Genomic DNA, 26,303 nt, shown 5'->3' with positions numbered 1-26,303 from the left:
ACCCGGCCGCCGTGCGGCCGCGTCAGCCCGGCAGCTTCAGGCCGCCGGGGCCCGACAGCGCGGGGCTTGCGCTGCTGGTGCGGCCGTTGCCGCTGCCGCCCAGGCCGCTGGCGGGCGCGGACTGGCTGAGCTTGGCGGTGGCCGCGGCGCTGTTCAGGAACAGGTACAGCGCCTGCGCATCCACATCGCTGAGCTGGCCCAGCGACTCGAACGGCATGACCTGGATGGGGGTGCCGTCCGGCCGCTTGCCCGTGCGCAGCATGGCCACGAAGCTGGCCGCCGTGGGGTAGCGGGCCAGGGCGCTGGCGCCGCCGGGGCGGATGTCCGCGGCGGCCGGCCAGTCGGGCGGGCCGCCGGGGATCTTGCCGCCCGACAGGTCGGCCCCGTGGCAGCCGATGCACATGTTGGCCACGTACTGGCCGTTGGCCACGCTCACCTCCGCCGGCACGGGGCGCGACGGCGCCAGCTGGTGGTCGATGCGCGATGCCGCATCCGGAATCGCCCCCAGCCCGTACAGCACCCAGGCCGGGTGCGGCAGCTCGACGACAGCCTCGCTTCCGGCCTTGGGGGGCAGCTGGCGGATGTACGACACCAGCGCGTTGAGGTCGTCGTTGGTGAAGCGGTTGTAGTCCTCGCTGGGCATCACCAGCACTGGCCGGCCGTTGGGCTTGACGCCATGGCGGATCACGCTGTTCCAGTCCTCGGGCTGGTAGCGCGCCACCACCCCGGCGGGCGTGATGTTGGGGCCCACGATGCGCGTGCCCTTGCCGTCGTTGACGAACTCGCGTCCCGTGCCCTGTGCGCCGTGGCAGTCCGTGCAGCCGCGCGACGTGTACAGGTAGCGCCCGCGCTCGACGGTCTGCGCGTCGGTGGTGTAGGCCACGGGCCGGGGCTTGATCTCGATGGTGCGGTTGCGCTTCTGTTCGGCCAGGTACAGGCCGCTGGCGGCCGTGGCGGCAACGATCACGCCCAGCAGCAGCGTGCCGCCTGCGGTCCATTTGATCCAGCGATTCATGGTGGGTCCCTCTTCTTCGGTGGTGTTCCAGTGCGGCGAATTCTGGGTTCGAAGAGGGGCTTCGCGGCACCCTGCCGCAGCAGGGTGTCGCGGCGCCGGTGACATTTGTCACAAACGGCCCGCCGGCGTGGCGCCAGGCGCCGGGCTCAGCGCTCGATGGTCTTGTTCCAGCGCGCGTTCCAGGCCGGGCGGTTGGCGTTCACGCTGTCCCAGTCCAGGGTCACGGCGTTTTTCATCCACTGCGTGATCTGCGCGACCTGTGCAGCGCCTTCGCCCACGGCCGGCGCCTTCGGGTTGGTGGGGATCTGCGCGCCAAACTGCAGCACGTTGGCCTGGGCCAGCGGGCTCAGCAGGAACTCAGCGAGCTTCTGCGCCAGCTCGGGCTCGCTGTTCTTGGCGATGACGCACTGGCCGGTCATGAGCACCACCGAACCTTCCTTGGGCTGGGCGTATTCCACCGGAATGCCCTTGGCCTTGAGCGCGGCCACGGCCGTGGGCGTGAGCGGGAAGATCGCGGCCTCGCCGGTCTGCACCATCTCGGAGATCTTGGCCGAGCTCGGGATGTACTCGAGCACGTTGGGGCCGATGGTCTTGGCCCAGTTGTTGAAGCCCGGCTCCACGTTCTTGTCGTTGCCGCCCTGGATGCGGTTGAACATCAGGAAGCCATGCAGCCCGAACGACGACGAGGGCATCGACTGGAACACCACCTTGCCCTTGAACTTGGGGTCGGCAAAGTCCATCCACGAGGTGGGCGGAGCCCAGCCCTTCTCGGCAAACATCTTGGTGTTGTAGGCAATGCCCGTCATGCCCAGGCTCACGCCGCTGGCCAGGTCGTCCTTGAAGCGGGCGGCGGGGTACAGGTCGTTCAGGTGCGGGTTGGGGCGCTGCTTCTCGCACAGGCCCATGCCCATGGCGCGCACCATGATGCCGTCGTCCAGGAACATCACGTGCATCTGCGGCTTGTCCTTGTTGGCCTGGGCCTTGGCCAGGATGTCCGACGAGGTGCCGGGCACCACCACCACCTTCACGCCGTGCAGCTTCTCGAACGCCGGGAACACGTACTGCGTGTACGCCTTCTCCATGGTGCCGCCGTTCATGCCGATGTACAGCGTCTTGGTTTGCGCCAAGGCGCCGCTGCTGGCGGCCGCCAGGGCCGTGGCGGCCGCCGCAGCCAGCAGGCCGCGGCGCAGGGAGACATTCGTGCGGAAAGCGAAGTTCATGGTGATTGCCTTTCGGTGGGTCAGGGAGGTGAAGAATCGGCGGCTCAATGGGCCTGCGCTGTGGTTGTCGGGGTGGTGCCGGCGGCGGGCTCCGGCGGTGCGTCAAAGCGCGCGATGGAAAACGCGTCGATCGGCGTGCTGGTGCGGCCGTCGCGCGCCAGCTCGGCCAGCACCTCGCCCACGGCGGGGCCGATCTGGAAACCCGCGCCCGCAAAGCCGAAGCCGTGGACCAGGCCCGGCGTGGTGCGGCTGTTGCACAGCACGGGCTGGCGGTCGGGCAGGTAGCCCTCGGTGCCGCTCCAGGTGCGGATGAAATGCGCGTGCCGCAGCGCCGGCAGCAGCTCGATGGCCTGCTGCGTGAGCGATGCGATGGCGCCGCGTTCCGAGCGTGCGCGCACGTCGTCGATCCAGAATCCCGAGCCGCCGCCCAGCACCAGGTTGCCGCGCTCTACCTGGCGGCAGTAGATGCCGCCGCCTTCCACCCCCAGGCTCCAGCGCATGAAGTAGGGCAGGGGCTCGGTGACCATCATGGCCGGGTGGCCGGAATGCAACGGCACGGCCTCGCCAAACTGCGCGGCCAGCGCACCGGCCCAGGCGCCCGCGCAGTTGAGCACCACCGGCGCCCGCACCTGCAGCGCGGTGCCCGACTGCAAGGTGAACTGCCCGCCGCTGTGCTCGATGTGCGTGAGTGGCGAGCGCTCGAAGATCTGCGCCCCGGCGCGCCGCGCCGCCAGTGCGAACGCGGGCGACACGAGGCGCGGGTTGGCCTGGCCATCGTCCACGCACAGCGAGCCGCCCACGGCCTTGCCGCCCAGCCAGGGGCATTCGGTGCGCAGGCGCCCGCCGCTGATCAGCTGGATGCCCAGCTCGAAGTCGCGGCTGATGTCGGCATAGTGCTCCAGCGAGGCCATGTCCGCCTCGCTGCGCGCGATCTTGAAATGCCCCGTGCGCGCGTACTCGCCATCGGTGCCGATCAACTCGGGCAGCCGCGCCCAGATCTGGTGGGCGCGCTGCGCCAGCGGCAGCTGGCTCAGCGGCCGGCCCTGGCGGCGCACGCCGCCGTAGTTCACGCCGCTGGAACGCGAGCCGCACAGGTCGCGTTCCAGCAGCACCACGTCCACGCCCTGGCGGCGCAGCGCCAGCGCGGCCGATGCGCCCACGATGCCGCCGCCCACAATGGCCACGTCGGTTTGAAGGGTGCGGGTGGGGTGGCGGCTCATGCGCTGGCTCCCGCATCGGCGCTCTGTCGCACTTGCCGTGCCTGCTGGTGGATCGGTACCGGCTTGATGGGTGCCTGCCCACGCAGGCGGCCCACCAGCTCCACGGGCTGGCCCGTCGCCTGCGCCAGGATCTCGGCCGCCGCCACGCCGCAGCTGCGGCCCTGGCAGCGGCCCATGCCCACGCGGGTGAGGGCTTTCAGCCGGTTCATCTCGTCGGCGCCGGTGTCGCGCACGCAGGCGCGCAGCTCGCCGGCCGTGACGTTCTCGCAGCGGCACACTACCAGCGCGTCGGGTGCGTGCGCCGCCCAGTCGGTGGGGAAGGGAAATGCGCGCTCCAGCCCCCGGCGGAAGGTCATCAGGTGCGCGAGCCGTCCCTGCAGCGCCTGCATGCGCGCCGCATCGACGGCGACACCGTGGTCGTGCAACAGCGCCAGCGCAGCCAGTTCGCCGGCCCACTCGGCCGCGTCGGCACCCTGGATGCCCGCGCCATCACCGGCCAGGTACACGCCCGGCACGCTGCTGCGGCCGGCGGCATCGCGCTCGGGCAGGTGGGCGCGGTGCAGAGGGGCCCAGGCAAAGCGGCAGCCCAGCAGGTCGGCCAGCTGTGTTTCGGACCGCAGGGCATAGCCCAAGCCCACGGCGTCGCAATCGAGCGTGTGCTCGCGCCCCGCGCCATCGGCCCACACCACGCCCGCCACGCGGCCCTCGCCCAGCACGCGCACGGGGCGAATGCCGTTGTGCACGGGCACGCCGTGCGCGCGCAGCCAGGCCACGTAGTACACGCCCTTGGCGAAGACCGCAGGCTGCGTGAGCATGGCGGGCACGGCCGCCAGCTGGTCGGAGAAACGCGCGGTGTCGAGCACCGTAGCAACCATGGCGCCGGCCTTGGCGTACTGGTAGGCCACCAGGTACAGCAGCGGGCCCGTGCCCATCAGCACCACGCGGCGGCCGATGGCGCAGCCCTGGAACTTGAGCGCCACCTGGGCGCCGCCCAGCGTGTACACGCCCGGCAGCGTCCAGCCCGGCACGGGCAGCACCCGGTCGGTGGCGCCGCTGGCCACGATGAGCTGGCGGTAGGGCACCGTGCGCGTGGCCTGCGTGGGGCCGTGCAGCACGTCCAGCAGGCCGCCCTGCGCGTTCCACACCAGGCTGTCGTTCTGGTAGTCGATCTGTGCGTGCAGCGCATCCAGCGTGCCGTGCAGCGCCGTGGCGCGTGCGGCCTCGGTGCCGTACAGCGTGGCTGCGGAGCGGGTGAAGTGCGCGGGCGGGCGCCGGTAGATCTGCCCGCCGCCGCGCGCGGCTTCGTCGATCAGCACGGGGCGTGCGCCATGGGCCGCCAGCGTCTGCGCTGCGCGGATGCCCGCGGGGCCGGCGCCCACGATCACGGGCTGCAAGGGAGCGGTGTGGGTCATGCCGGGCCTCCGGAGGCGAAGTTCGCCGCGTCCGTCGGCTCGGTGCGCAGCGCCATGCCGGGGGTCACGAAGGTGCTGCAGGCGCGCAGGCGCTCGCCGCTGTCCGTCATCACCCAGCAGTCCTGGCAGGCGCCCATCAGGCAAAAGCCCGCGCGCGGCTCGTGGCTGAACTCGTTGCGGCGCAGCTGCGCATGCTGGGTGAGGATGGCGGTCAGCACCGTGTCGCCCTGCAGCGCGGCGGCGGGCTGGCCGTTGAGGGTGAAGTGCACGGGCGCTCGGCTCTTTTCGGCCACGCGGTGCAGCAATGCTGGGCTGGAACTCATCATCTCGGCCATCCTCTACTTGCGGCCGACCAGGACGCGGTCCAGTCCGTACACACGGTCCAGCAGCACCATGGCGCAGGCCGTCAGGGCCACCATCAGCGCCGACACGGCGGCCATCAGCGGGTCGATGGACTCGGTGGCGTACATGTACATGCGCACCGGCAGCGTCACCGTGCTGGGCGAGGTGACGAAGATGGACATGGTCACTTCGTCAAAGCTGTTGATGAAGGCCAGCATCCACCCGCCCGTCACGCCCGGCAGGATCATCGGCAGCGTGACGCGCGTGAACACCGTGGCCTGGCTTGCGCCCAGCGACAATGCCGCATGCTCCGCACTGCGGTCGAACCCCACCAGTGCCGCCACCACCAGGCGCAGCGTGTAGGGCGTGACGATGAGCGCGTGCGCCGCTACCAGCCAGCCGAAGCTGCCCGTGCCGCCGATCAGTGCAAACAGGCGCAGCAGGGCCACGCCCAGCACCAGGTGCGGAATGATCAGCGGCGACAGGAACAGGCCGTTCAAAAAGCCGCGTCCCGGAAACTCATGGCGCGTGATGGCAATGCCCGCGGGCACGGCCAGCACCGTGGCCAGCGTGGCGGATGCCAGGGCCAGCCACAGGCTGTTCCAGAACGACTGCACGAAGTCCGGGTGCTCGAACACCGCCCGGAACCAGCGCAGCGAGAACTCGGTGGTGGGCAGCGTGAGCGTGTTGTGCGGCGTGAAGGCCACGATGCACACCACCAGCAGCGGGGCGAGCATGAAGGTGATGACCAGCGCGTTGAACGCGAGGGCGAGGGGACCGTTCTTCTGCATCGTGCTCACCCGAGAGACTTCTTGTAGCGGCCCTCAACCAGCCGGTTGTAGCTCAGCATCACCACCAGGTTGGCCACCAGCAGCGTCAGCGCAATCGCCGCGCCCAGGGGCCAGTTCAGCTCGTGCAGGTACTCGTCGTACACCACCGTGGCCACCATCTTCAGGCGCCGCCCGCCCAGCAGGCCGGGGATGGCGAACGAGCTGGCCGCCAGGCCGAACACGATCAGGCTGCCCGAGAGGATGCCGGGCAGCACCTGCGGCAGCACGATGCGCCGCAGCGTGGTGAAGGGCGAGGCCTGCAGCGACAGGGCGGCGTTTTCCACGCCCGGGTCCAGCTTCTGCAGCGACGTCCACACGGGGATCACCATGAAGGGCAGCATCACGTGCACCAGGGCCACCACCACCGCGATCTCGGTGTAGAGCATCTTCACCGGCCCGATGCCCACCAGGCCCAGGGCCGCGTTCACCAGCCCTTCGGGGCCGAGCAGCATGCTCCAGCCAAACGCCCGCACCACCACCGACACCAGCAGGGGGGCCAGCACCACCAGCAGCAGGATGGAGCGCCACGGGTTGCGCATGCGGCTGAGCACATACGCCTCGGGTGCGCCGATGGCCACGCAGATCAGCGTGACCAGCCCGGCGATCCAGAACGTGCGCCAGAAGATCGCGTGGTAGTACCCGTCGGTGAACACATGGCCGTAGTGCTCCAGCGTGAACTCGCCCGCCTTCACGCCCGTGGCCGGGTCAAAGGCGTTGAACGACAGCACCGCCGTGAGGCCCAGGGGCACCAGCAGCAGCACGGTGAACAGCAGCAGCGCGGGGCCGGACAGCCACCAGGGCAGCGCCCGCCGCAGCAGCGGTGTGGAAGACGGGTTCATGGCGTGACCTCGGCGCTGGCTTCCCCGGCCTCCAGTTCGGCCAGTGCAGTCTCGTCGGCGGGCAGCAGGCGCATGCAGTGGTCCGGCCAGTCCACGCCCGTGCGCTCGCCTTCCTCCAGTGCGCCGCGGCCGTCGTTGGGCGTGAGCACCAGCAGGTCGCCCAAGGCGGTGTGCACGCGGTACAGCCACTGGCTGCCCAGGAAGAAGCGCTCGCGCACCTCGCCGTCGAGGCGGCCTTGCACGGCAGGCACCAGTTGCAGCTTCTCGGGACGCACGCTCAGCAGCACCGCGGCGCCGGGGCGCCATTGCGGGCCTTCCACCCGCACTTCGATGGACCCGGCGTTCACATGGGTGTGCGTGCCGCTGGCCGCCGTCACCGTGCCGGGCACCAGGTTGGCCTTGCCGACGAAGGTGGAGATGAAGCGCGTGCGCGGGTGCTCGTACACGCGGTGCGGGTGGTCGATCTGCGTGGCGCGGCCGGCTTCCATCACCACCACGCGGTCGCTGATGGACATGGCCTCGCTCTGGTCGTGCGTGACCATCACCGTGGTGGTGCCCACCTTGCGCTGGATCTGGCGCAGCTCGAACTGCATCTCCTCGCGCAGTTTGGCGTCCAGGTTGGACAAGGGCTCGTCCAGCAGCAGCACGGGTGGCTCGATCACCAGCGCGCGGGCCAGCGCCACGCGCTGGCGCTGGCCGCCCGAGAGTTCGCGCGGGTAGCGCGTGGCGTGTTTCTCCAGATGCACCAGGGCTAGGGCCTGGGCCACGCGCTCGCGGCGCTCCGCCTTGGGCACCTTGCGCATTTCCAGGCCAAAGCTCACGTTGTCGGCCACCGTCATGTGCGGAAAGAGCGCATAGCTCTGGAACACGATGCCCAGCCCGCGCGTGTTGGCCTTGGCGTGCGTGATGTCGCGTCCGGCCAGCGCGATGCGGCCGCTGCTCACCGGCTCGAACCCCGCCACCATCTGCAGCGTCGTGGTCTTGCCGCAGCCCGAAGGGCCGAGCAGGGAGACGAATTCGCCTTTTTCCACCGACAGGTTCATGGACTGCACCGCGCAGGTGCTGCCGTAGAACTTGGTCACATCCGTGAGCTGGAGGAAGGACATGCGGGGCCTTTCTGGCGGTCTAACGGTTCTTCAGGAGGGGCCGCCTTCCCGCGCGGGGCGCAAGGAAGGCGGGCGGATCTTGGAACGCCGGGTGGTTTGCATTCCAGTGCGCGAGGGCCGCTGCACCGCCGTGGTGCGCCTGCACGCCTGGAAATGGATCAATCCGGCCGTCTTGATTCACTCTATTGCAATAACCGAACCATGCCGACTCGGGTATTCCATTAAACAGAATTTTTCTGGTATTTATTCCGTTGAATGGAATATGCTGGCTAGAATACGATCCATTGATTCCACAGGAGCGACGCATGGAAGCAGCATCCGCCGGCACGGGCGGCGTACCCCGGGTCTTCGCGCTGATCCGGGCCCTGGTTGCCGTGCAGGCCGAGGGAGGGCGCGTCACCCAATTGGCGCGTTCCATCGGCCTCACGCAGGGCACGACGCACCGTTTGCTGCAGTCCCTGGTGGCCGAGGGCATGGTTGAGCAGGACGAGCGCAGCAAGCTCTACCGCCTGAGCATGAATTTCTTTGCGCTGGCTGCCCAGGCCGGCAATTCCGGCGATCTGCGCAGCCTGTGCCGCCCTGCGCTGCTGCGCCTGTGCGGCAGTCTGGGCGACAGCATCTTTCTGTTGGCGCGCAGCGGCTTCGACGCGATCTGCCTGGACCGCAGCGAGGGGCCGTTCCCCATCCGGTCGTTCACCGGCGACATCGGCGGCCGTGTGGCGCTGGGAGTAGGGCAGGGAGCACTGGCCATCCTGGCCTTCCTGCCCGAGGCCGAGCGCGAGGAGGTCATCCGCTTCAACCTTTCGCGGGTGCGCGAGTACGGCGTGTACGACGAGGTGTACCTGCGCACCGAGATCGAGCGCGTGCGCCAGCAGGGCTACGCCGGCCGCAACACCGGGCTGCTGGAAGGCATGGCCGGGGTGGCCGTGCCCATCCTCGACCGCGAAGGCCGCGCCGTGGCGGCCCTGAGCGTGGGCACCATTGCCGACCGCCTCAACGCCGACCGCATGCCCACGGTGGTGGAGCTGCTCAAGCGTGAGGCGGCGGCCATCGGTCCCCGGATCAACCCGTTTGACGCCACGCTGCGGCGGCCCGCGCAGAGCCTGGCGGGCGCGCCCCCCGAGCCTCGCCTGGGGCCGGGAGCCGAGGCTGTGGTCCGGTAAGGTGCGCGCGGTGGGGCGCGGCGGTGCGCGGCAGAGGCTGCGAGGGCTCCTTTCCCGGGCCCTGCGCCCCGCACCCGTGCAGAATGCCAGGACGGTGGTGCCTGCGCGGGTTGCCAGGCTGCTGCAGGCAGGCGCTGCCCCACGACCGAATTCCTGGTGCCGGCGCGTTTTGCCGACCCCGTCTCGTCCCCTCTGATCGCAGGTGCCCCATGACCGTTGCCGTGCCCGCCAATCCTTCGTTCCCCGCCGGGTTTGTGCCCCTGGCCGGCTCGCGCCATGACTGCGAAGCCTGCGGCAATGCCGAGCGCGTGGGCTTTGCGTTTGACTTTGCCTACCAGCCCATCGTGAACGTGGAGACACGCGCCGTGTTTGCCCACGAAGCGCTGGTGCGCGGCCCCGCGGGTGAGAGCGCGCACAGCGTGCTCTCGCAGGTCAACGAGCACAACCGCTACCGCTTCGACCAGGCCTGCCGCGTGAAGGCGCTCAAGCGTGCGCGCGAGCTGGGCATCGGCGGCAGCATCTCGATCAACTTCCTGCCCAACGCCATCTACAAGCCCGAGCTGTGCATCCGCACCACGCTCGAGGCGGCGCGGGTGCACGGCTTTCCGCTGGACCAGATCATCTTCGAGGTGACCGAGGGCGAGCGCGTGGAAGACGGCCCCTGGTTTGCCCAGATCCTGCGCGAGTACCAGCGCTGCGGCTTCCGCACTGCCATTGACGACTTTGGCGCCGGCTTCGCGGGCTTGAAGCTGCTGTCGGACTTTCAGCCCGACATCATCAAGATCGACATGGACCTGGTGCGCGGCATCGACACCAGCCGCCCGCGCCAGGCCATCGTGCGCAACCTGGCGCGCCTGTGCGAAGACATGGGCATCACCCTGGTTGCCGAAGGCATCGAGACGGCGGCCGAGCGCGACTTTGTGCACGGCTGCGGCATCCGGCTGATGCAGGGCTATCTTTTCGCCCGGCCCGCGTTCAAGGCGGCGGCGCGGGTGGATGCGGGGGCGTTTCCTGCATCTGCGGAGTAACACCCAGAGCGGGCCAGGGCACTACCCCGGCCGCGGCCCCGCACACTCCCCCACCACCCAGTCCCGGAACGCCTTCACCAGCGGCGTCTGCGCCCGCGCCTCCGGGTAGACCAGGTAGTACGCATCGGTGCTGGTCAGCACCTGGTCGGACAGCTCCACCAGGCTGCCGGCCGCCAGCTCCTGCTCGATCAGGAAGCGCGGCAGCAGCGCCGCACCCAGGTGCGACACAGCGGCCTGGGCGATCATGGCGAAGTGCTCGGACTGCGGGCCGCGCAGCGCCAGCGCCGTGGGGGCGCCCACCCGCTCGAACCATTCGGCCCATTGGGTGGGGCGGGTGCTTTGCTGCAGCAGCACCGCGCGCGCCAGGTCCTGCGGGGTGCGGATGCCGTGGCGGTCGCGGTAGGCGGGGCTGCACACGGGCACGGTCTCCTCGTGCATGAGGTATTCGCACACGGCGCCGGCCCAGTGCGGCGCGCCGAAGTGGATGGCGGCGTCGAACGGCGTGCCGGTGAAGTCAAACGGCTCGGTGCGCGACGACAGGTTCACCATCACGTGCGGGTGCAGCGCCATGAAGCGGCCCAGGCGCGGGATGAGCCAGCGCGTGCCCAGCGTGGGCAGCACGGCCAGGTTGAGCAGGCCGTCGGTGCTGGCAAAAGCCATGGCCTTTTGCGTGCAGGCCGACAGCTGCTGCAGCACGGCCTGCACGTCGGCGGCGTAGACGCGGCCGGCATCGGTGAGCACCACGCGCTGGCGCACGCGGTGGAAGAGGGCGGTGCCCAGCTGCTCCTCCAGCTGGCGGATCTGGCGCGACACGGCGCTTTGCGTGAGGTGCAGCTCGCCCGCCGCGCGCGAGATGCTCTGGTGGCGCGCTGCCGCCTCGAAGGCGAGCAGGTCGGTGGTGGACGGCAGGAAGGCGCGGCGCAGCAGGGTCATGCCAGGTCATGCGGTGGGGGAATGATGGCGGCGTAGAGGTTTGGGCTCTTTTAGGCTGCTAGAGCTTTTGGAGCAAGCGCTGGCTGCTATGCCATTGTGCCGCTGGTTCATTCCAATTTGCGATCAAGTCGTTCCGTTTTTTTGCTATGCAGGGCGGGGCGGATTCACCGATAGTGGCGTTTTGCCGGGGTGCGTCCCGGCCCTGCTCCTCCATTTTCTCGTCGTCTCTTCTTCACGGGTTCCCGCCATGTCCGCCACCTCCACCACTCCCACCGCCGCCGCCCCTGCCGCCTCTTTGGCGAGCGAAGTCGATCAATTGCTGCAACGCCTGGGCGTGCCCCGCGCGGCCTACACGGGCGGCAGCCTGCCGGTGCGCTCGCCCATCACGGGCGAGGCGATCGGGGCGGTGGCGCAGGCATCGCCCGCCGATGCCACGGCCGCCATCGGCCGTGCGCACGCGGCCTTCCAGGCCTGGCGCAATGTGCCCGCGCCGCGCCGCGGCGAGCTGGTGCGCCTGCTGGGCGAAGAGCTGCGCGCCGCCAAGGCCGACCTGGGCCGCCTGGTGACGCTGGAGGCGGGCAAGATCCCGTCCGAAGGCCTGGGCGAGGTGCAGGAGATGATCGACATCTGCGACTTCGCCGTGGGCCTGTCGCGCCAGCTCTACGGCCTGACGATTGCCACCGAGCGCCCCGGCCACCGCATGATGGAAACCTGGCACCCGCTGGGCGTGTGCGGCGTCATCTCCGCCTTCAACTTCCCCGTGGCCGTGTGGTCGTGGAACGCGGCGCTGGCGCTGGTGTGCGGGGACCCCGTGGTGTGGAAGCCGTCCGAGAAGACCCCGCTCACCGCCCTGGCCACGCACGCCATTGCCCAGCGCGCCATCGCCCGGTTTGGTGCCGACGCGCCCGAAGGCCTGCTGGAGCTGGTCGTGGGCCAGCGCGACATTGGCGAGGTGCTGGTGGATGACGCCCGCGTGCCCGTGCTGTCGGCCACAGGCTCCACCGCCATGGGCCGAGCCGTGGGCCCGCGCCTGGCGGCGCGTTTTGCGCGCGGCATCCTGGAGCTGGGCGGCAACAACGCGGCCATCGTGGCGCCTTCGGCCGATCTGGACCTGGCCCTGCGCGGCATCGCGTTTGCGGCCATGGGCACGGCGGGCCAGCGCTGCACCACGCTGCGCCGCCTGTTCGTGCACGAAAGCGTGTATGACCAGCTCGTGCCCCAGCTCATCAAGGTGTACGGCAACGTGCAGGTGGGCGACCCGCGCACCGAGGGCACGCTGGTGGGCCCGCTGATCGACCGCATGGCGTTCGATGGCATGCAACAAGCCCTGGAGCAAAGCCGCGCCCTGGGTGCCACGGTGCATGGCGGCGCGCGTGTGGAGGGCCTGGGCGGCCCGGACGCCTATTACGTGCGCCCCGCGCTGGTGGAGTTGCAAAAGCACGAAGGCCCGGCACTGCACGAAACCTTTGCGCCCATCCTGTATGTGGTGCGTTACCGCTCCATTGAGGAAGCGATCGCCATGAACAACGCCGTGGGCGCGGGGCTGTCGTCGTCCATCTTCACGCTCAATGTGCGCGAGGCCGAATTGTTCATGTCCGCAGCGGGCTCGGACTGCGGCATTGCCAACGTGAACATCGGCCCCAGCGGCGCGGAGATTGGCGGCGCGTTTGGCGGCGAGAAGGAAACCGGCGGCGGGCGCGAAGCGGGCTCGGACAGCTGGAAGGCCTACATGCGCCGCGCGACCAACACCATCAACTATTCGACTGCGCTGCCGCTGGCGCAGGGCGTGAAGTTCGATGTGTGAGCGGGCCGGGCAGCGGATAGTGCACGCCCTGGCTTCGACAGGCTCAGCCCGAACGGTTTTGGGGGTGTAGTTCCACGCATCCCCCACCCGTTCACCCTGAGCTTGTCGAAGGGCTGCTGAGCGCGCGAGTGACCTTTCCTTTCTTTTGTATGACCTCTGATTCCCAACAGCCCATCGTCATCATCGGCGGCGGCGTCATTGGCAGCGCGATTGCGTACTTCCTCACGCTGCAGCAGCCGGGCTGCGAGGTCGTGGTGGTCGAGCGCGATCCGACCTACGCGCGTGCCTCGTCGGCGCTGTCGGCCAGCTCCATACGCCAGCAGTTTTCTACCGACATCAACATCCAGATCTCGGCTTTTGGCATCGGTTTTTTGCGCGATGCGGGTACGCTGCTGGCCTGCCACGGCGATGCGCCCGACATCGGCCTGCACGAAGGCGGCTACCTGTACCTGGCCACGCAGGCCGGCGAGGCCACGCTGCGCGAGAACCATGCGCTGCAAAGGCAGCACGGCGCCGATGTGGCGCTGCTGAGCCCACAACAGCTTGCCGAGCGCCTTCCATGGCTGGCGCTGCAGGGCGTGGTGCTGGGCTCGCTCGGCCTGTCGGGCGAAGGCTGGTTTGATGGCTACCTGCTGCTCACGGCCCTGCGCAAGAAGGCGCAGAGCCAGGGCGTGCGCTATCTGGCGGACGAGGCCGTGGGGCTGGACACCGCGGCCAGCGATGGTGTGCTGCATGTGAACGCGGTGCGCCTGCGCAGCGGCACCGTGCTGCCGTGCCGCTATGCCGTGAACGCGGGCGGCCCTTGGGCTGCGGCTATTGCAGGCTGGGCGGGCATTGATCTGCCCGTGGTCGGCAAGCGCCGCACGGTGTTCCACCTGGCCAGCCCGGCCGCGCTGCCCGGTTGCCCGCTGCTCATCGACCCCAGCGGCATCTGGCTGCGGCCCGAGGGCAAAGGCTTCATCTGCGGCTTTGCGCCCGACGCGGACAACGACGCCGACTTTGCCCCGCTGGAGCCCGAGTACGCCGCGTTCGAAGAGCGCATCTGGCCCACGCTTGCCGAGCGCATTCCCGGCTTCGAGGCGCTGCGCATGCAGGGCGCCTGGGCGGGCTACTACGAGATGAACACCTTTGACCACAACGCGCTGGTGGGCCTGCACACCGCCTGCGACAACCTGGTGTTTGCCAATGGCTTTTCGGGCCACGGCCTGCAGCAGTGCCCGGCCGTAGGGCGCGGCTTGGCCGAATGGATGCTCACGGGCCGCTACCAGAGCCTGGACCTGTCGCCGCTGTCCGTCGAACGCATTGCGCGCAACGCGCCGCTGCTCGAAAAGAACGTGATTTGAGCCTCGCCTTTTTTCAACCTGCCAACGACAAAACACAAGGAGACAACGACATGGCAATTTCCCGCAAGACCTTTACCGCGCTGGCCGCAAGCCTGGCTCTGGCCTGCATGGCCACGGCCCCCGCGCGGGCGCAGACGGTCCCCCAGCCCACGCTGGAGAAGATCAAGGCCAGCGGCAAGGTGGTGCTGGGCGTGCGCGAAACCTCGCCGCCCATGGCCTATGCGCTGGGCGCGAACGAGAAATACGTGGGCTACCACGTGGAGCTGTGCGAGCGGGTGCTCAAGGAGATCGCGCCCGACGCCAAGCTCGAATACATGGCCGTGACCGCGCAGAACACGCTGCCGCTGGTGCAGAACGGCACGCTGGACATCGGCTGCGGCCCCACCACCAACAACACTGCACGCCAGCAGCAGGTGGCCTTTGCCGTGACCACCTACGTGAGCGAAGTGCGCATGGCGGTGCGCAAGGATTCGGATCTGAAGTCCATCAGCCAGCTGGGCAACCGAACCATTGCGGCGTCCACCGGCACCACCGCCGTGCAGCTGCTGCGCAAGCAGGAGCGCGCGCTGGGCACGCCCATCAAGACGGTTTTGGGCAAGGACCACCACGAGAGCTTCATGCTGCTCGAATCGGGCCGCGCCGATGCCTTCGTGCTCGACGACAACCTGCTCGCCGGGATGATCGCCAACTCCAAGGAACCCTCGGCCTACCGCATCGTGGGCGAGCCGCTGGGTGCCGAGCCCATTGCACTGCTGTTCCGCAAGGACGACCCCGCCTTCAAGGCGGCGGTAGACGGCGTGCTGATCAAGCTCATGCAAACCGGCGAGATGGAAAAGATCTACACCAAGTGGTTTGTGAACCCCATCCCGCCCAAGAACGTGAGCCTGAACCTGCCGCTGGGTACCACGCTGCGCCAGCTGTTCGCCGCCCCCAACGACAAGCCCCTGGAGACCTACCAGCAATGAACGCTCCCATTCCCGCCACGGCCTTCCGCGCGGCCGACCGCCTGGGCGCCATCGGCGTCTCCGAAATCGTGCGCCTGACGCAAGAGGCCAACCAGCTCAAGCGCCAGGGCCAGCCCGTGATCGTGCTGGGCCTGGGCGAGCCCGACTTCGACACGCCCGCCCACATCCTGGAGGCCGCGCAAAAAGCCATGGCGCGGGGGGAGACGCATTACACGGTGCTGGATGGCACGGCGGAGCTGAAGGCCGCCATCCAGCACAAGTTCAAGCACGACAACGGGCTGGACTTTGCGCAGGGCGAAATCACCGCGGGGGCTGGCGCCAAGCAGATCCTCTACAACGCGCTGATGGCCTCGGTGAACCCTGGTGACGAAGTGATCCTGCCCGCGCCGTACTGGACCTCGTACGCCGACATGGTGCTGATCGCGGGCGGCGTGCCGGTGGTGGTGCCCTGCACCGAGGCCAACGGCTTTCGCATAACGCCCGAGCAGCTGGAGGCGGCCATCACGCCGCGCACGCGCTGGGTGTTCATCAACTCGCCCTCCAACCCCAGCGGCGCGGCCTACAGCGCCGAGCAGCTGCGCCCAGTGCTGGAGGTGGTGGAGCGCCACCCGCAGGTGTGGCTGCTGGCGGACGACATCTACGAGCACATCCTGTACGACGGCCGGGCCTTTGCCACGCCCGCCGCCGTGCTGCCCGCGCTGCGCGACCGCACGCTGACGGTGAACGGCGTCTCCAAGGCCTATGCCATGACCGGCTGGCGCATCGGTTACGGCGCAGGGCCCAAGGCGCTGATTGCCGCCATGGCCGTGGTGCAGAGCCAGGCCACGTCCTGCCCCTCGTCCATCAGCCAGGCGGCGGCCGTGGCGGCGCTGACGGGGCCGCAAGACGTGGTGGCCGAGCGCTGCCGCGCCTTCCAGGACCGGCGCGATCTGGTCGTGGCCGCGCTCAACGCCTCCCCCGGCCTGCGCTGCCGCGTGCCCGAGGGCGCGTTCTACACCTTTGCCAGCTGCGAAGGCGTGCTGGGCCGCACCACGCCCGGCGGCATGCTGCTGCGCACGGATGCCGACTTTTGCGCCTACCTGCTGCGCGAGCACCATGTCGCCGTGGTGCCCGGCGGGGTACTGGGGCTGGCGCCATACTTTCGCATCTCGTACGCAGCCTCCACCGCCGATTTGCAAGAGGCCTGCGCACGCATCCAGCGCGCCTGCCAGGCCCTGTCCTGATTTCCATTGTTATCCGCCCCTGCCGACATGAACACGACATCCCTCACCCCCCGCACCGGCGGCCAGATCCTGGTGCAGCAGCTCATCACCCACGGCGTGAAGCAGCTCTTTTGCGTACCGGGCGAAAGCTACCTGGCCGTGCTCGACGCCTTGCACGACGCCCAGATCGCCGTCACCGTGTGCCGCCAGGAGGGCGGGGCGGCCATGATGGCCGAGGCACAGGGCAAGCTCACCGGCCAGCCCGGCATCTGCTTTGTGACACGCGGGCCTGGCGCCACCAACGCGTCGGCGGGGATTCACATCGCGCACCAGGATTCGACCCCCATGCTCCTGTTCGTGGGCCAGGTGGCCCGCAACGCCAAGGGGCGCGAGGCCTTCCAGGAGCTGGACTACCGTGCCGTGTTCGGCACCATGGCCAAATGGGTGGTGGAGATTGACGACCCTGCGCGCGTGCCGGAGCTGATCTCGCGCGCCTTCCATGTCGCCACCTCGGGCCGCCCTGGCCCGGTGGTCATTGCCCTACCGGAAGACATGCTGACCGAGGCCGCCACCGTGGCCGACGCGCAGCCCTACCAGGTGACGGAAACGTACCCCGGTGCCGCGCAACTGGCCGAGCTGGCGCAGCGCCTGCAGGCTGCCCAGAGCCCCGTGGCCATCGTGGGCGGCAGCCGCTGGTCCGAGCAGGCGGTGCGCGATTTCACGGCGTTTGCCGAAGCGTGGTCCCTTCCTGTGTACTGCTCGTTCCGCCGCCAGATGCTGTTCCCGGCCACGCACCGCTGCTACGGCGGCGACCTGGGCCTGGGCGTCAACCCCAAGCTGCTGGCGCGCATCCGGGCGTCCGACCTGGTGCTGGTGGTGGGCGGACGGCTGTCCGAAGTGCCGTCGCAGGGCTATGAACTCTTCGACATCCCCACGCCTGCGCAACCCTTGGTGCATGTGCATGCCGATGCGGACGAGCTGGGCAAGCTCTACCGCCCCGCGCAGGCCATCCACGCCACGCCGCAGGCATTTGCGGCCGCGCTGGGCAGCGTGCGCCCCACGGCCGCGGTGCCATGGGCAGCGCACGCCGAGGCGGCCCATGCCGAATACCTGGCGTGGAGCGACACCGCGCCCATCCGCATCCCCGGTGATCTGCAAATGGGCCAGGTGATGCAGCACCTCAAGGAGGTGATGCCCGCCGACACCATCTTCTGCAACGGCGCGGGCAACTTCGCCACCTGGATCCACCGCTTCTGGCCCTTCACCACCTACGCCAGCCAGCTCGCACCCACCAGCGGATCGATGGGCTACGGCCTGCCTGCAGGCGTGGGCGGCAAGCGCCTGTGGCCGCAGCGCGAGGTGGTGGTCTTTGCGGGTGACGGCGACTTCCTGATGCACGGCCAGGAGTTCGCGACTGCCGTGCAGTACGGCCTGCCCATCATCGTGGTGGTGCTGGACAACGGCATGTACGGCACCATCCGCATGCACCAGGAGCGCGAGTACCCCGGCCGCATCAGCGCCACGCAGCTCAAGAACCCCGACTTCAAAGCCTACGCGCTGGCCTTTGGCGGCCATGGCGAGCGCGTGGAGCGCACCGAAGACTTCGGCCTGGCGCTCGCCCGCGCCCGTGCCAGCGGGCTGCCCAGCGTGCTGCACTGTTTGATCGACCCGGAGGCGATCACGCCCACGGGCACGCTGCAGGGCATCCGCAGCGCGGCACTGGCGAAGCGCTGAATTTACTCATAAAAATTGTTTTTTGCGACTAAAACAAACATGTATGAATAACGGAGGGGCGCTGCCTAGTTCAAGGCGTGAACGCTGCCGACATCGAGTTGCTGCGCGCCAGCGGCAGGCCTTTAGATAAGGGGCGCTCTGCCGGGCACGGCATCTGGCAGCAGCCTGTCACGCCCCCGCGCACAATACCGGGCGTGACCGTATCCCCGCCCGAGCACTCTGCTGAAAACCCCGCTGTGCAGGAGCGCCGCCTGCGCCGCATTGCGCACCTGGACATGGATGCCTTCTTCGCGTCCGTGGAGCTGCTGCGCTACCCGCAGCTCAAGGGCCTGCCGGTGGTGATCGGCGGCGGACGGCGCAAGGTGGACGAGCTGCTGCTGCAAGGGCCCGACGGCACGGGCGAGCGCGAGCGGCGCTTCATCCCGGTGGAGGACTTCCCGCGCCTGAAGGACTACGTGGGCCGGGGCGTCATCACCACGGCCACCTACCCGGCGCGGCAGTTTGGCGTGGGCTCGGCCATGGGCATGATGAAGGCCGCCAAGCTGTGCCCCGAGGCCATCGTGCTGCCGGTGGACTTTGACGAGGTGCGCCGCTATTCGCGCACCTTCAAGGCCGCCATCCTGGAGATCGCGCCCGTGATGCAGGACCGGGGCGTGGACGAGGTGTACATCGACTTCACCGACGTGCCCGGCGGCCAGCGCGAGGGCGGGCGCGTGCTGGCGCGGCTCATCCAGAAAAGCATCTTCGAGAAGACGGGCCTGACCTGCTCCATCGGCGTGGCGCCCAACCGGCTGCTGGCCAAGATGGCCAGCGAGTTCAACAAGCCCAACGGCATTTCCATCGTCTACGAGGAAGACCTGCAGACCAGGATCTGGCCGCTGAACGTGCGCAAGATCAACGGCATCGGGCCCAAGGCGGGGGAGAAGCTGGCGCGGCTGGGCATCGAGACCATCGGCCAGCTGGCCGCGCAGGACGAGCAGTGGCTCATCGGCCACTTCGGCAAGTCCACCGGCGCCTGGATGCACCGCGTGGCCTGGGGCCGCGACGACAGCCCCGTGGTGACCGAGAGCGAGCCTGTGAGCATGAGCCGCGAGACGACCTTCGACCGCGACCTGCATGCCGTGCGCGACCGGACCGAGCTGTCGCGCATCTTCACGGACCTGTGCCTGCGCGTGGCCGAGGATTTGCAGCGCAAGGGCTACGTGGCGCGCACTGTCGGCATCAAGCTGCGCTACGACGACTTCAAGATCGCCACGCGCGACCACAGCGTGGACTTCTACACGGCCGACGGCCCCACCATCCGCAAGCTGGCGGGGCAGTGCCTCAAGCGCGTGCCGCTGGACAAGCGCCTGCGCCTGCTGGGCGTGCGGGCCAGCGGCCTGGCGCGGGTGGACGAGGTGGCGGCCATGCAGCCCCTGGCGCGCAACGCAAGGGGCACCGGCCGGGAGCCTTCCGAAACCCTTGGCACCACGGCGCCGCTGTTCTGAACGCGCCGACCGCGCCGCAATGCGTACTTTATTGCGCTGTCCTTATACTTGATCAACATTAAAGCGGTGAAAAAAAGCCGCAGCGCCTGCCCTGTTGTGTTTCGCGGGCGCATCAGGAGGGCTTTATGCGCATCAACCTGCCGGTGACCCAGCAGAACTACGACTTTCCCGGCGATGAACTGCTGGTTTCCAGCACCAACACCCGTGGCGAGATCACCCATTGCAACCCCGCGTTCGTCCGTGTCAGCGGGTACCGCTACGAAGAACTCATCGGCCAGCCGCACAACCTGATCCGGCACCCCGACATGCCGGCGGAAGCGTATCGCGACCTGTGGCGCACCATTGGCCGCGGGGAGCCGTGGACGGGGCTGGTCAAGAACCGCCGCAAGAACGGCGACCACTACTGGGTGCGCGCCAATGTCACGCCCATCCTGGAAGGCGGCAAGCCGCGCGGCTACATGTCGGTGCGCACCAAGCCCGCCGCGGACGAGGTGGCGGCCGCCGAGGCCCTCTATGCCCGCATGCGCAGTGAGGCACAGGCGGGCCGGCCCAGCTTTGCGCTGGAAAGGGGGCTGGTGCGCTACCGGGGCGCCAAGGGCGTCTGGCAGGGAATTGCGCAGTGGCCGCTGCAGGTGCGCATGGCGCTGATGATGGCGTTGCTGGTGGCCCTGGCCCTGGTGCCCGACCTGCTGGGCTGGCAGGGGCTGCAGGCGGCGGCGCTGCGGCTGGTGCTGGTGGCGCTGGGCGCGGCGGGCGTGCTGTGGCGGTTCCACGCCTGCATCCTGCGGGGGGTGCGGGATGCGGCGCAGTTTGCGTCGGACATCTCTGCCTGCAACCTCACCACGGCGGTGCGCACGGACTACCCGCAGCCGCTGGGCGGCCTGATGCAGCGCCTGCGGCAGACCCAGGTCAACCTGCGTGCCGTGGTGGGCGACGTGCGCACCGAGGTGCAGCATTTCACCCAGGCCGCCACCGAGATCTCGCGCGGCAGCATCGACCTGTCGGGGCGCACCGAATCCCAGGCCAGCAGCCTGCAGGAAACCGCCGCCTCCATGGAAGAGCTGGCAAGCACGGTGCTCCACACGGCGGAGACGGCCGCCAAGGTGTCGCAGGAGAGCGCGCACAGCAGCGACATTGCCACGCGCGGCGGCCAGGCTGTTGAGGAGGTGGGCCAGGCCATGAAGGAGATGCGGCAGTCGTCCACGCGCATCAGCGAGATCGTGGGGGTGATCGAAGGCATCGCCTTCCAGACCAACCTGCTGGCGTTGAACGCGGCGGTGGAAGCCGCCCGCGCCGGCGAGCAGGGCCGCGGGTTTGCCGTGGTGGCGGGCGAGGTGCGGGCGCTCGCGCAGCGCACGGCCAGTTCGGCCAAGGAAATCAGCGGCCTGATCGGCGTGACGGTGGACCAGATTGCCGATGGCGCGCAGAAGATGGACCATGCCGGCGCCACCATCCAGGGCATGGTCGACGCCGTGGGGCGCGTGGGCTCCCTGGTGCAGCAGATCAGCCATGCCACCACCGAGCAATCGCAGGGCATCGCCCAGGTGAACGCCGCAGTGAACCAGCTGGACTCCGTGACCCAGCAGAACGTGGCGCTGGCCGAGGAGTCCGCCGCCGCCGCCCAGGACCTGCGGGAAAGCGCTGAGTCGCTGGGCCGGTCGGTGGACGTGTTCCGCCTGGACTGACGGGCGTCCCGCCCCGGGGCGGAACCGAGCCCCCGCATTCTTGACGCCTGCTTACGCGGAGCTTACAGTGGATTTTCCCCTCGCTCCGGGAGATCCCCCATGACGGTCAACGAACTGCAGCGCATCCGGCAGTGGCACGTCGAGCACAGGGTGGAGCACCCCCTGGAGTACCACGCCTGGGACCTGGCCCTGACGGTCTGGGTCCTGGGGTGGGTCAGCTGGTTTCCCCTGTGCGCCTTTGGGCCGGCCTGGACAGCGCCGGTCAGCCTGCTGGGCATCCGTGCGCCCGGCCTGTATGTGGCCTGGCGGCGCCGCGCCCACCGCAGCCGCACCCTGCGGTGCGACTGGCTGGATGCGGGGCGCGACAGCGCCGCCTCTGCCGGCCCGCGGCCCCGGTAAATCCCCCTTTTTCCGCTGCTTGCCGGCACTGGGCAAACGCCGCTGTGCCGGGCACTGTTGCGCGCGCGCCGCGCGTGGCCCCTGGTACAGCGGGTTGGTTGATGCAACGCAAATGAGGCTGGGAATGAGAACCGTTAATGATGTATCCTTGGTGATTCTATTGTTGCACTTGGTAACAGGCCTCGCCACAAGCCCGACCTTTCCATGAGAACCAACCTCCCCGTCACCCAGCGCGAGTACCACTTTCCCGAGACCACCCTGCTGGTGTCCACCACGGATGCACAAGGCCGCATCACCCACTGCAACACGGCGTTTGCCGAGGTCAGCGGCTACACCTACGACGAACTCATGGGGCAGCCGCACAACCTCATCCGGCACCCGGACATGCCGCCCGAAGCCTTTGCCGACATGTGGTCCACCATTGGCCGCGGCCGGCCCTGGACCGGGGTGGTGAAGAACCGCCGGGCCAACGGGGACCACTATTGGGTGGAGGCCAATGTCACGCCCATCCTGGACCAGGGCAAGCCGGTGGGCTACATGTCGGTGCGCTTTCGCCCCACGCGCGAGCAGGTGGCCGCCGCCGAGGCGCTGTACGCGCGCGTGGCCGAGCAGCGCGCCAGCGGGCGCCACACCTTCAAGCTGCACGCGGGGCATGTGCGCTACGTGGGCTGGCGCGACGCGCTGGGCAAGCTGCACCGCATCACCCTGACCCAGCGGCTCGCGCTGGGCCTGGCGCTGTTGGGCGGCGCCTCACTCGTGCCCCCCTTGCTGGGCTTGTCGGCGCAGGCGGCGTGGTGGCTGCAGGTGGCCGTCTGGGTGCTGGGCGGCGGGGCCGTGCTGGGCGCCTTTCACTGGGGCGTGGCGCGGGTGCTCGACGAGGTGGACGAATTCGCGGGCGCGCTGGCGGCCTGCAACCTCAAGTCGGGCATGCTGCGGCGCCACCCGCATGTGCTGGGCTCGCTGATCCGCCGCATCTGGCAGGTGCAGGTGAACCTGCGTGCGGTGATCGGCGACGTGCGCGCCGAAGCCGGCGTGTTTGCCCAGGCCACGTCCGCCATCGCGGACAGCGCGTCCCACCTGTCGGAGCGCACCGAGGACCAGGCGGCGAGCCTGGAGGAAACGGCGGCCTCGATGGAGCAACTGGCAAGCACCGTGCGCCAGACCGCCGACGCGGCCCAGCAGATTGCCGAGCAAAGCCGCCAGAGCAGCGCCATCGCGCAGGAGGGCAGCGCGTCCGTGGGCCACGCGAACGGGGCCATGCAGGCCATCGAGGCGTCTTCGCGGCAGATGGCGGACATCATCACGATGATCGAAGGCATTGCCTTCCAGACCAACATCCTGGCGCTCAATGCGGCGGTGGAAGCCGCCCGTGCGGGCGAGCAGGGCCGCGGCTTTGCCGTGGTGGCGTCCGAAGTGCGCAGCCTGGCGGGGCGCAGCGCCGAGGCTGCCCGCGAGATCCGCGCGCTGATCGGCGCATCCGCCCAGGAAGTGAGCGCGGGCGCGGACTACGCCGCGCAGGCCCAGGCCACCATCGCCAGCGTGGAGCGGTCGGTGCAGCAGGTCACATCGCTCATGGCGCAGATCACCAGCGCCACCAGCGAGCAGTCCACCGGCATTTCGCAGGTGAACGAGGCCGTGAGTCGCCTCGACACGGTCACCCAGCAGAACAAGACCATGGTGGAGCAGACGGCCACGTCGGTGACGGTGCTGCGCGAGCGCACCAAGACGCTGTCGCGTGCGGTGCAGGTGTTCCACATGCACGGCGACGACTGACGCTGCCGGCCAGCGCTGCGCCGGCGGGTGCCCCGGGGCGCCGGGCGGCAGCGGGAGACCTGGCTACTGCCGGGCGGTGCGCACGTTGCGCGGCAGCCCCTGGGGGTGGCTGGTGCGCAGCGGGTTGATGTCCAGCCCGCCGCGGCGGGTGTAGCGCGCGTACACGGTGAGCTTGATGGGTTTGCAGCGGGTCCACACGTCCATGAAGATGCGCTCCACGCACTGCTCGTGGAATTCGTTGTGGTTGCGAAAGCTCACCAGGTACTGCAGCAGCCCGGCCTGCTCGATCTGCGGGCCGCTGTAGGTGATCTGCACGCTGCCCCAGTCGGGCTGGCCGGTGACGAGGCAGTTGCTCTTGAGCAGGTTGCTGGTGAGTGTTTCGGTCACCGGCGCCTCGTTGAACTCGGCCGTCAGCAGCTCGGGCGCAGGCTGGTAGCGGGTGCATTCCACGTCCAGCCGGTCCAGGCTCAGGCCGTCCAGCTCGTGCACGGGCTCCTGGTCGAACAGCTCGGGACTGATGAGTTTCACGCCCACCGTGGCCGGATGCTCCGCGCCGCGCCACACCGCTTCGCTGATGTCGGCGCGGATGCGGGCCTGCACCTCGGCGGCGTCGGCAAAGCGGGTGTTGTTGAAGCTGTTGAGGTAGAGCTTGAACGACTTGCTTTCCACGATGTTGGGCGTCTCGCACGGCACGGTGATGTGCGCCAGCGCCACCTGCGGCTTGCCGCGCAGGTTCAGCCACGACAGCTCGAACGCTGTCCACAGGTCGGCGCCAAAGAAGGGCGGGGCGGCGGTGATGCCGATCTCGGCGCGCTTGCCCGCGCGGGGGATCGGGAACAGCAGCGATGCGTCGTACTGGTCCACATAGGCGGACGCCTTGCCGAGCTGGGATTGTTCTGGGGTGTTCATTTGCTATTAAATATATAGCTGCTTGCGCTTGCTGCATAAGCGCCAGAGCCTGTTTTTACTTGAATTCTCGTTCGCGCAGCCATTTGGTGGCGATCCACTTTTCGCCGGCGATCACCGGGGCGCCGCCGTGCAGGGTGCGCGTGGAGGGGTGCGGGCGTTCGTAGCTGAAGAACACCGCGTTGCCGCGCTGGGGCGCCACCTCCAGGTGCACGTCGGGAAAGGTGGTGCCGCCGCCTTTTTCCGGCGTGTTCAGGTACATCACCAGCGTGCCCACGCGCTGCCCGCCGCGCTGGACGATGGTGGGCGTGCCGGGCTCGGCCGGGTCGAAGTAGTCATAGTGCGGCTTGTACTCGGCGCCGGGCCGGTAGTGCAGCACCTGCACGCCCTCCCCGTTCTCCACCGGCCAGTTCAGCAAGCGGGCAATGCGCGCCTCGATGCGCTGGATCACGGGGCTCTCGCCGCGCTGGAAGAACATGCCGTCGCTGGTGCGGTCGTCATTGACCTCCTCGCCGCCGGTCTTGGTGGCCACCGTGAGCGAGCGGGCCATGCGCGGGCGTGCCGCGGCAATGAGCGCGTCGCATTCCTCGTCCGACAGCAGGTTGCCGAACACCACAATGCGCGGCCGTGCCAGCGTCAGCAGCACGTTCACGGTGCGGTCGCCGCAGTCCACCCGCGCGGGGGCATCGTCCAGATGCGGCTCAGGCACCGGCACCGCCAGAGGCTGGCCCTGCTGCAGGGCCACGGCATTGAGGTGGTCTTGCAGCGTGATCTCCATCGCCTCGGCGGCCACGTCCTCGTCCCAGCCCGCGTCGCGCATCGACTGCAGGACCACCGGGGCGGCGTAGCCCGCCTGGGCCTGTTCGATGATCCAGCGGCGCAGTTCGGGCGTGACGGCCTGCCGTGCGGCGCCGTTGCGCTGCGCTGCGGTGGCGGAGGCCAAGTCGTGGTCGGGTTGCGATGCCATGGCGGTCCTCGGACGTGAACAAAAGGGTTGCAAGCCTACGCTGTCGCGGCGGCCTTGCGCCGGAATACCAGGCGCTCGGGGCTGGATGATGCCGGGGCCAGGGCATAGCCGTCCAGGTCAAACCCCTCAAGCTGGCGGGGCGTGGCGACGCGGCGGGTGATGGCGTAGCGCGCCATCAGGCCGCGCGCACGCTTGGCGTAGAAGCTGATGATCTTGTAGCTGCCGCCCTTCCAGTCCTCGAACACGCAGTCGACCACGCGGGCCTGGAGGGCGCGGCGGTCCACCGCCTTGAAGTATTCCTGCGAGGCGAGATTCACCACCACGGGCGTCTTGTCGGCGCGCAGGCGGGCGTTGAGGTGCTCCGCAATCTGGCTGCCCCAGTACTCGTACAGGTTGCTGCCGCCCGGCGTGGCCAGGCGCGTGCCCATTTCCAGCCGGTACGGCTGCATCCGGTCCAGGGGGCGCAGCACGCCGTAGAGGCCGCTGAGGATGAGCACGTGGCCTTGCGCCCACTCCAGGTCGGGCGCCTGCAGCGTGCGGGCGTCCAGCCCTTCGTACACGTCGCCGTTGAAGGCCAGGACGGCCTGGCGCGAGTTGCTGGCGGTGAAGCGGGGGCGCCAGGCCTGGTAGCGCGCCACGTTGAGCGCCGCGAGCTTGTCGCTGAGCTCCATCAGCGACGCAATCTGCTGGGGCGACTGGGCGCGCAGCACGTCGATGAGCGCGGCCGATTGCGGTATGAACTGCGGCGTGGTGTGCGGCAGGCCTTCGGGCACGGGCGTGTCGTAGTCAAGCGATTTGGCGGGGGACAGCAGGAACAGCATGGGCAGGCAGGCTGGAAGACGAAAGAAAGCACGGTGCGGCACAGGCGCCGGCCGGGGGCGCCGGCGCGCGCGCAAGGATACCGGCATCGCGGGTGCAGCGCCGGGGCGC

Annotated in this window: 23 protein-coding genes; 11 read left to right on the top strand and 12 right to left on the bottom strand. The window is 69.1% G+C overall.

The window, feature by feature from the left end:
* Positions 1 to 22: 22 nt before the first annotated feature.
* From ACOYR3_RS17230 to ACOYR3_RS17195, 8 genes are all read right to left on the bottom strand, one after another.
* Positions 23 to 1,015 (bottom strand): c-type cytochrome, encoded by a 993-nt coding sequence (locus tag ACOYR3_RS17230; RefSeq protein WP_422843540.1) that lies wholly within the window; start codon positions 1,013 to 1,015, stop codon positions 23 to 25.
* Positions 1,016 to 1,161: 146 nt separating this feature from the next.
* A complete protein-coding gene (locus ACOYR3_RS17225; RefSeq protein ID WP_422843539.1) occupies positions 1,162 to 2,235 on the bottom strand; it encodes an ABC transporter substrate-binding protein in 1,074 nt (357 codons plus the stop codon).
* A 44-nt stretch (positions 2,236 to 2,279) separates the two neighbouring features.
* The gene (locus ACOYR3_RS17220; protein WP_422843538.1) at positions 2,280 to 3,455 is read right to left on the bottom strand and encodes an NAD(P)/FAD-dependent oxidoreductase; all 1,176 of its coding nucleotides are present in this window, start codon (positions 3,453 to 3,455) and stop codon (positions 2,280 to 2,282) included.
* On the bottom strand, positions 3,452 to 4,867 hold the full coding sequence (locus tag ACOYR3_RS17215) for an FAD-dependent oxidoreductase (protein ID WP_422843537.1): 1,416 nt from the start codon (positions 4,865 to 4,867) through the stop codon (positions 3,452 to 3,454). The genes ACOYR3_RS17220 and ACOYR3_RS17215 overlap by 4 nt, the downstream gene beginning before the upstream one ends.
* Positions 4,864 to 5,190, bottom strand: a complete 327-nt coding sequence (locus ACOYR3_RS17210) for a (2Fe-2S)-binding protein (protein ID WP_422843536.1) — start codon at positions 5,188 to 5,190, stop codon at positions 4,864 to 4,866. Before ACOYR3_RS17210 ends, ACOYR3_RS17215 begins: the two co-directional genes overlap by 4 nt.
* A 15-nt stretch (positions 5,191 to 5,205) precedes the next feature.
* Positions 5,206 to 6,000 carry an ABC transporter permease gene (locus ACOYR3_RS17205; RefSeq protein ID WP_422846613.1) on the bottom strand — a complete coding sequence of 265 codons (795 nt, stop codon included), beginning with the start codon at positions 5,998 to 6,000 and terminating at the stop codon, positions 5,206 to 5,208.
* A 5-nt stretch (positions 6,001 to 6,005) separates the two neighbouring features.
* Positions 6,006 to 6,878, bottom strand: coding sequence for an ABC transporter permease (locus tag ACOYR3_RS17200; RefSeq protein WP_422843535.1), 873 nt, complete (start codon positions 6,876 to 6,878; stop codon positions 6,006 to 6,008).
* A complete protein-coding gene (locus ACOYR3_RS17195) occupies positions 6,875 to 7,984 on the bottom strand; it encodes an ABC transporter ATP-binding protein (RefSeq protein WP_422843534.1) in 1,110 nt (369 codons plus the stop codon). The genes ACOYR3_RS17200 and ACOYR3_RS17195 overlap by 4 nt, the downstream gene beginning before the upstream one ends.
* A 305-nt stretch (positions 7,985 to 8,289) precedes the next feature.
* On the opposite strand from ACOYR3_RS17195, the gene ACOYR3_RS17190 reads away from it, so the two are divergent.
* Together ACOYR3_RS17190 and ACOYR3_RS17185 are read left to right on the top strand one after the other, a co-directional pair.
* Positions 8,290 to 9,147: an IclR family transcriptional regulator gene (locus ACOYR3_RS17190; protein ID WP_422843533.1), complete on the top strand. Its 858-nt coding sequence runs from the start codon at positions 8,290 to 8,292 to the stop codon at positions 9,145 to 9,147.
* Positions 9,148 to 9,356: 209 nt separating this feature from the next.
* Positions 9,357 to 10,175 (top strand): EAL domain-containing protein, encoded by an 819-nt coding sequence (locus ACOYR3_RS17185; RefSeq protein WP_422843532.1) that lies wholly within the window; start codon positions 9,357 to 9,359, stop codon positions 10,173 to 10,175.
* A gap of 21 nt (positions 10,176 to 10,196) precedes the next feature.
* Here ACOYR3_RS17185 and ACOYR3_RS17180 read toward each other — a convergent pair whose 3' ends face one another.
* A complete protein-coding gene (locus ACOYR3_RS17180) occupies positions 10,197 to 11,108 on the bottom strand; it encodes a LysR family transcriptional regulator (RefSeq protein ID WP_422843531.1) in 912 nt (303 codons plus the stop codon).
* Between the two features lie 247 nt (positions 11,109 to 11,355).
* Between ACOYR3_RS17180 and ACOYR3_RS17175 the strand changes: the two genes are divergently transcribed.
* From ACOYR3_RS17175 to ACOYR3_RS17135, 9 genes are all read left to right on the top strand, one after another.
* Positions 11,356 to 12,912 carry an aldehyde dehydrogenase family protein gene (locus ACOYR3_RS17175; RefSeq protein WP_422843530.1) on the top strand — a complete coding sequence of 519 codons (1,557 nt, stop codon included), beginning with the start codon at positions 11,356 to 11,358 and terminating at the stop codon, positions 12,910 to 12,912.
* Positions 12,913 to 13,061: 149 nt separating this feature from the next.
* Positions 13,062 to 14,255, top strand: a complete 1,194-nt coding sequence (locus ACOYR3_RS17170) for an NAD(P)/FAD-dependent oxidoreductase (RefSeq protein WP_422843529.1) — start codon at positions 13,062 to 13,064, stop codon at positions 14,253 to 14,255.
* A gap of 50 nt (positions 14,256 to 14,305) precedes the next feature.
* Positions 14,306 to 15,220 carry an amino acid ABC transporter substrate-binding protein gene (locus ACOYR3_RS17165; RefSeq protein ID WP_422843528.1) on the top strand — a complete coding sequence of 305 codons (915 nt, stop codon included), beginning with the start codon at positions 14,306 to 14,308 and terminating at the stop codon, positions 15,218 to 15,220.
* Positions 15,217 to 16,443 carry a pyridoxal phosphate-dependent aminotransferase gene (locus tag ACOYR3_RS17160; protein ID WP_422843527.1) on the top strand — a complete coding sequence of 409 codons (1,227 nt, stop codon included), beginning with the start codon at positions 15,217 to 15,219 and terminating at the stop codon, positions 16,441 to 16,443. Before ACOYR3_RS17165 ends, ACOYR3_RS17160 begins: the two co-directional genes overlap by 4 nt.
* A 27-nt stretch (positions 16,444 to 16,470) precedes the next feature.
* A complete protein-coding gene (locus ACOYR3_RS17155; protein WP_422843526.1) occupies positions 16,471 to 18,156 on the top strand; it encodes a thiamine pyrophosphate-binding protein in 1,686 nt (561 codons plus the stop codon).
* Positions 18,157 to 18,431: 275 nt separating this feature from the next.
* The gene (locus ACOYR3_RS17150) at positions 18,432 to 19,643 is read left to right on the top strand and encodes a Y-family DNA polymerase (protein WP_422846612.1); all 1,212 of its coding nucleotides are present in this window, start codon (positions 18,432 to 18,434) and stop codon (positions 19,641 to 19,643) included.
* A 125-nt stretch (positions 19,644 to 19,768) separates the two neighbouring features.
* A complete protein-coding gene (locus tag ACOYR3_RS17145) occupies positions 19,769 to 21,328 on the top strand; it encodes a methyl-accepting chemotaxis protein (RefSeq protein ID WP_422843525.1) in 1,560 nt (519 codons plus the stop codon).
* A gap of 99 nt (positions 21,329 to 21,427) precedes the next feature.
* Entirely contained in the window at positions 21,428 to 21,727 is a 300-nt protein-coding gene (locus ACOYR3_RS17140; protein WP_422843524.1) for a hypothetical protein, read from the top strand.
* 204 nt (positions 21,728 to 21,931) lie between these two features.
* Positions 21,932 to 23,500, top strand: a complete 1,569-nt coding sequence (locus ACOYR3_RS17135; RefSeq protein WP_422843523.1) for a methyl-accepting chemotaxis protein — start codon at positions 21,932 to 21,934, stop codon at positions 23,498 to 23,500.
* A gap of 63 nt (positions 23,501 to 23,563) precedes the next feature.
* Here the strand turns inward: ACOYR3_RS17135 and queF are convergent, their stop codons facing one another.
* Genes queF through yaaA form a run of 3 tightly spaced genes read right to left on the bottom strand, consistent with a single transcriptional unit; the run spans position 23,564 to position 26,194 of the window.
* Entirely contained in the window at positions 23,564 to 24,409 is an 846-nt protein-coding gene (queF, locus tag ACOYR3_RS17130) for an NADPH-dependent 7-cyano-7-deazaguanine reductase QueF (RefSeq protein WP_422843522.1), read from the bottom strand.
* Between the two features lie 55 nt (positions 24,410 to 24,464).
* On the bottom strand, positions 24,465 to 25,373 hold the full coding sequence (locus ACOYR3_RS17125; protein ID WP_422843521.1) for a 2OG-Fe(II) oxygenase: 909 nt from the start codon (positions 25,371 to 25,373) through the stop codon (positions 24,465 to 24,467).
* A gap of 35 nt (positions 25,374 to 25,408) precedes the next feature.
* Positions 25,409 to 26,194: a peroxide stress protein YaaA gene (yaaA, locus tag ACOYR3_RS17120; RefSeq protein WP_422843520.1), complete on the bottom strand. Its 786-nt coding sequence runs from the start codon at positions 26,192 to 26,194 to the stop codon at positions 25,409 to 25,411.
* Positions 26,195 to 26,303 lie beyond the last annotated feature (109 nt).

The sequence above is a fragment of the Acidovorax sp. M2(2025) genome (assembly GCF_049330835.1).
Lineage (GTDB): Bacteria > Pseudomonadota > Gammaproteobacteria > Burkholderiales > Burkholderiaceae_C > Acidovorax.
This window is presented reverse-complemented; position numbering and strand designations above follow the sequence as displayed.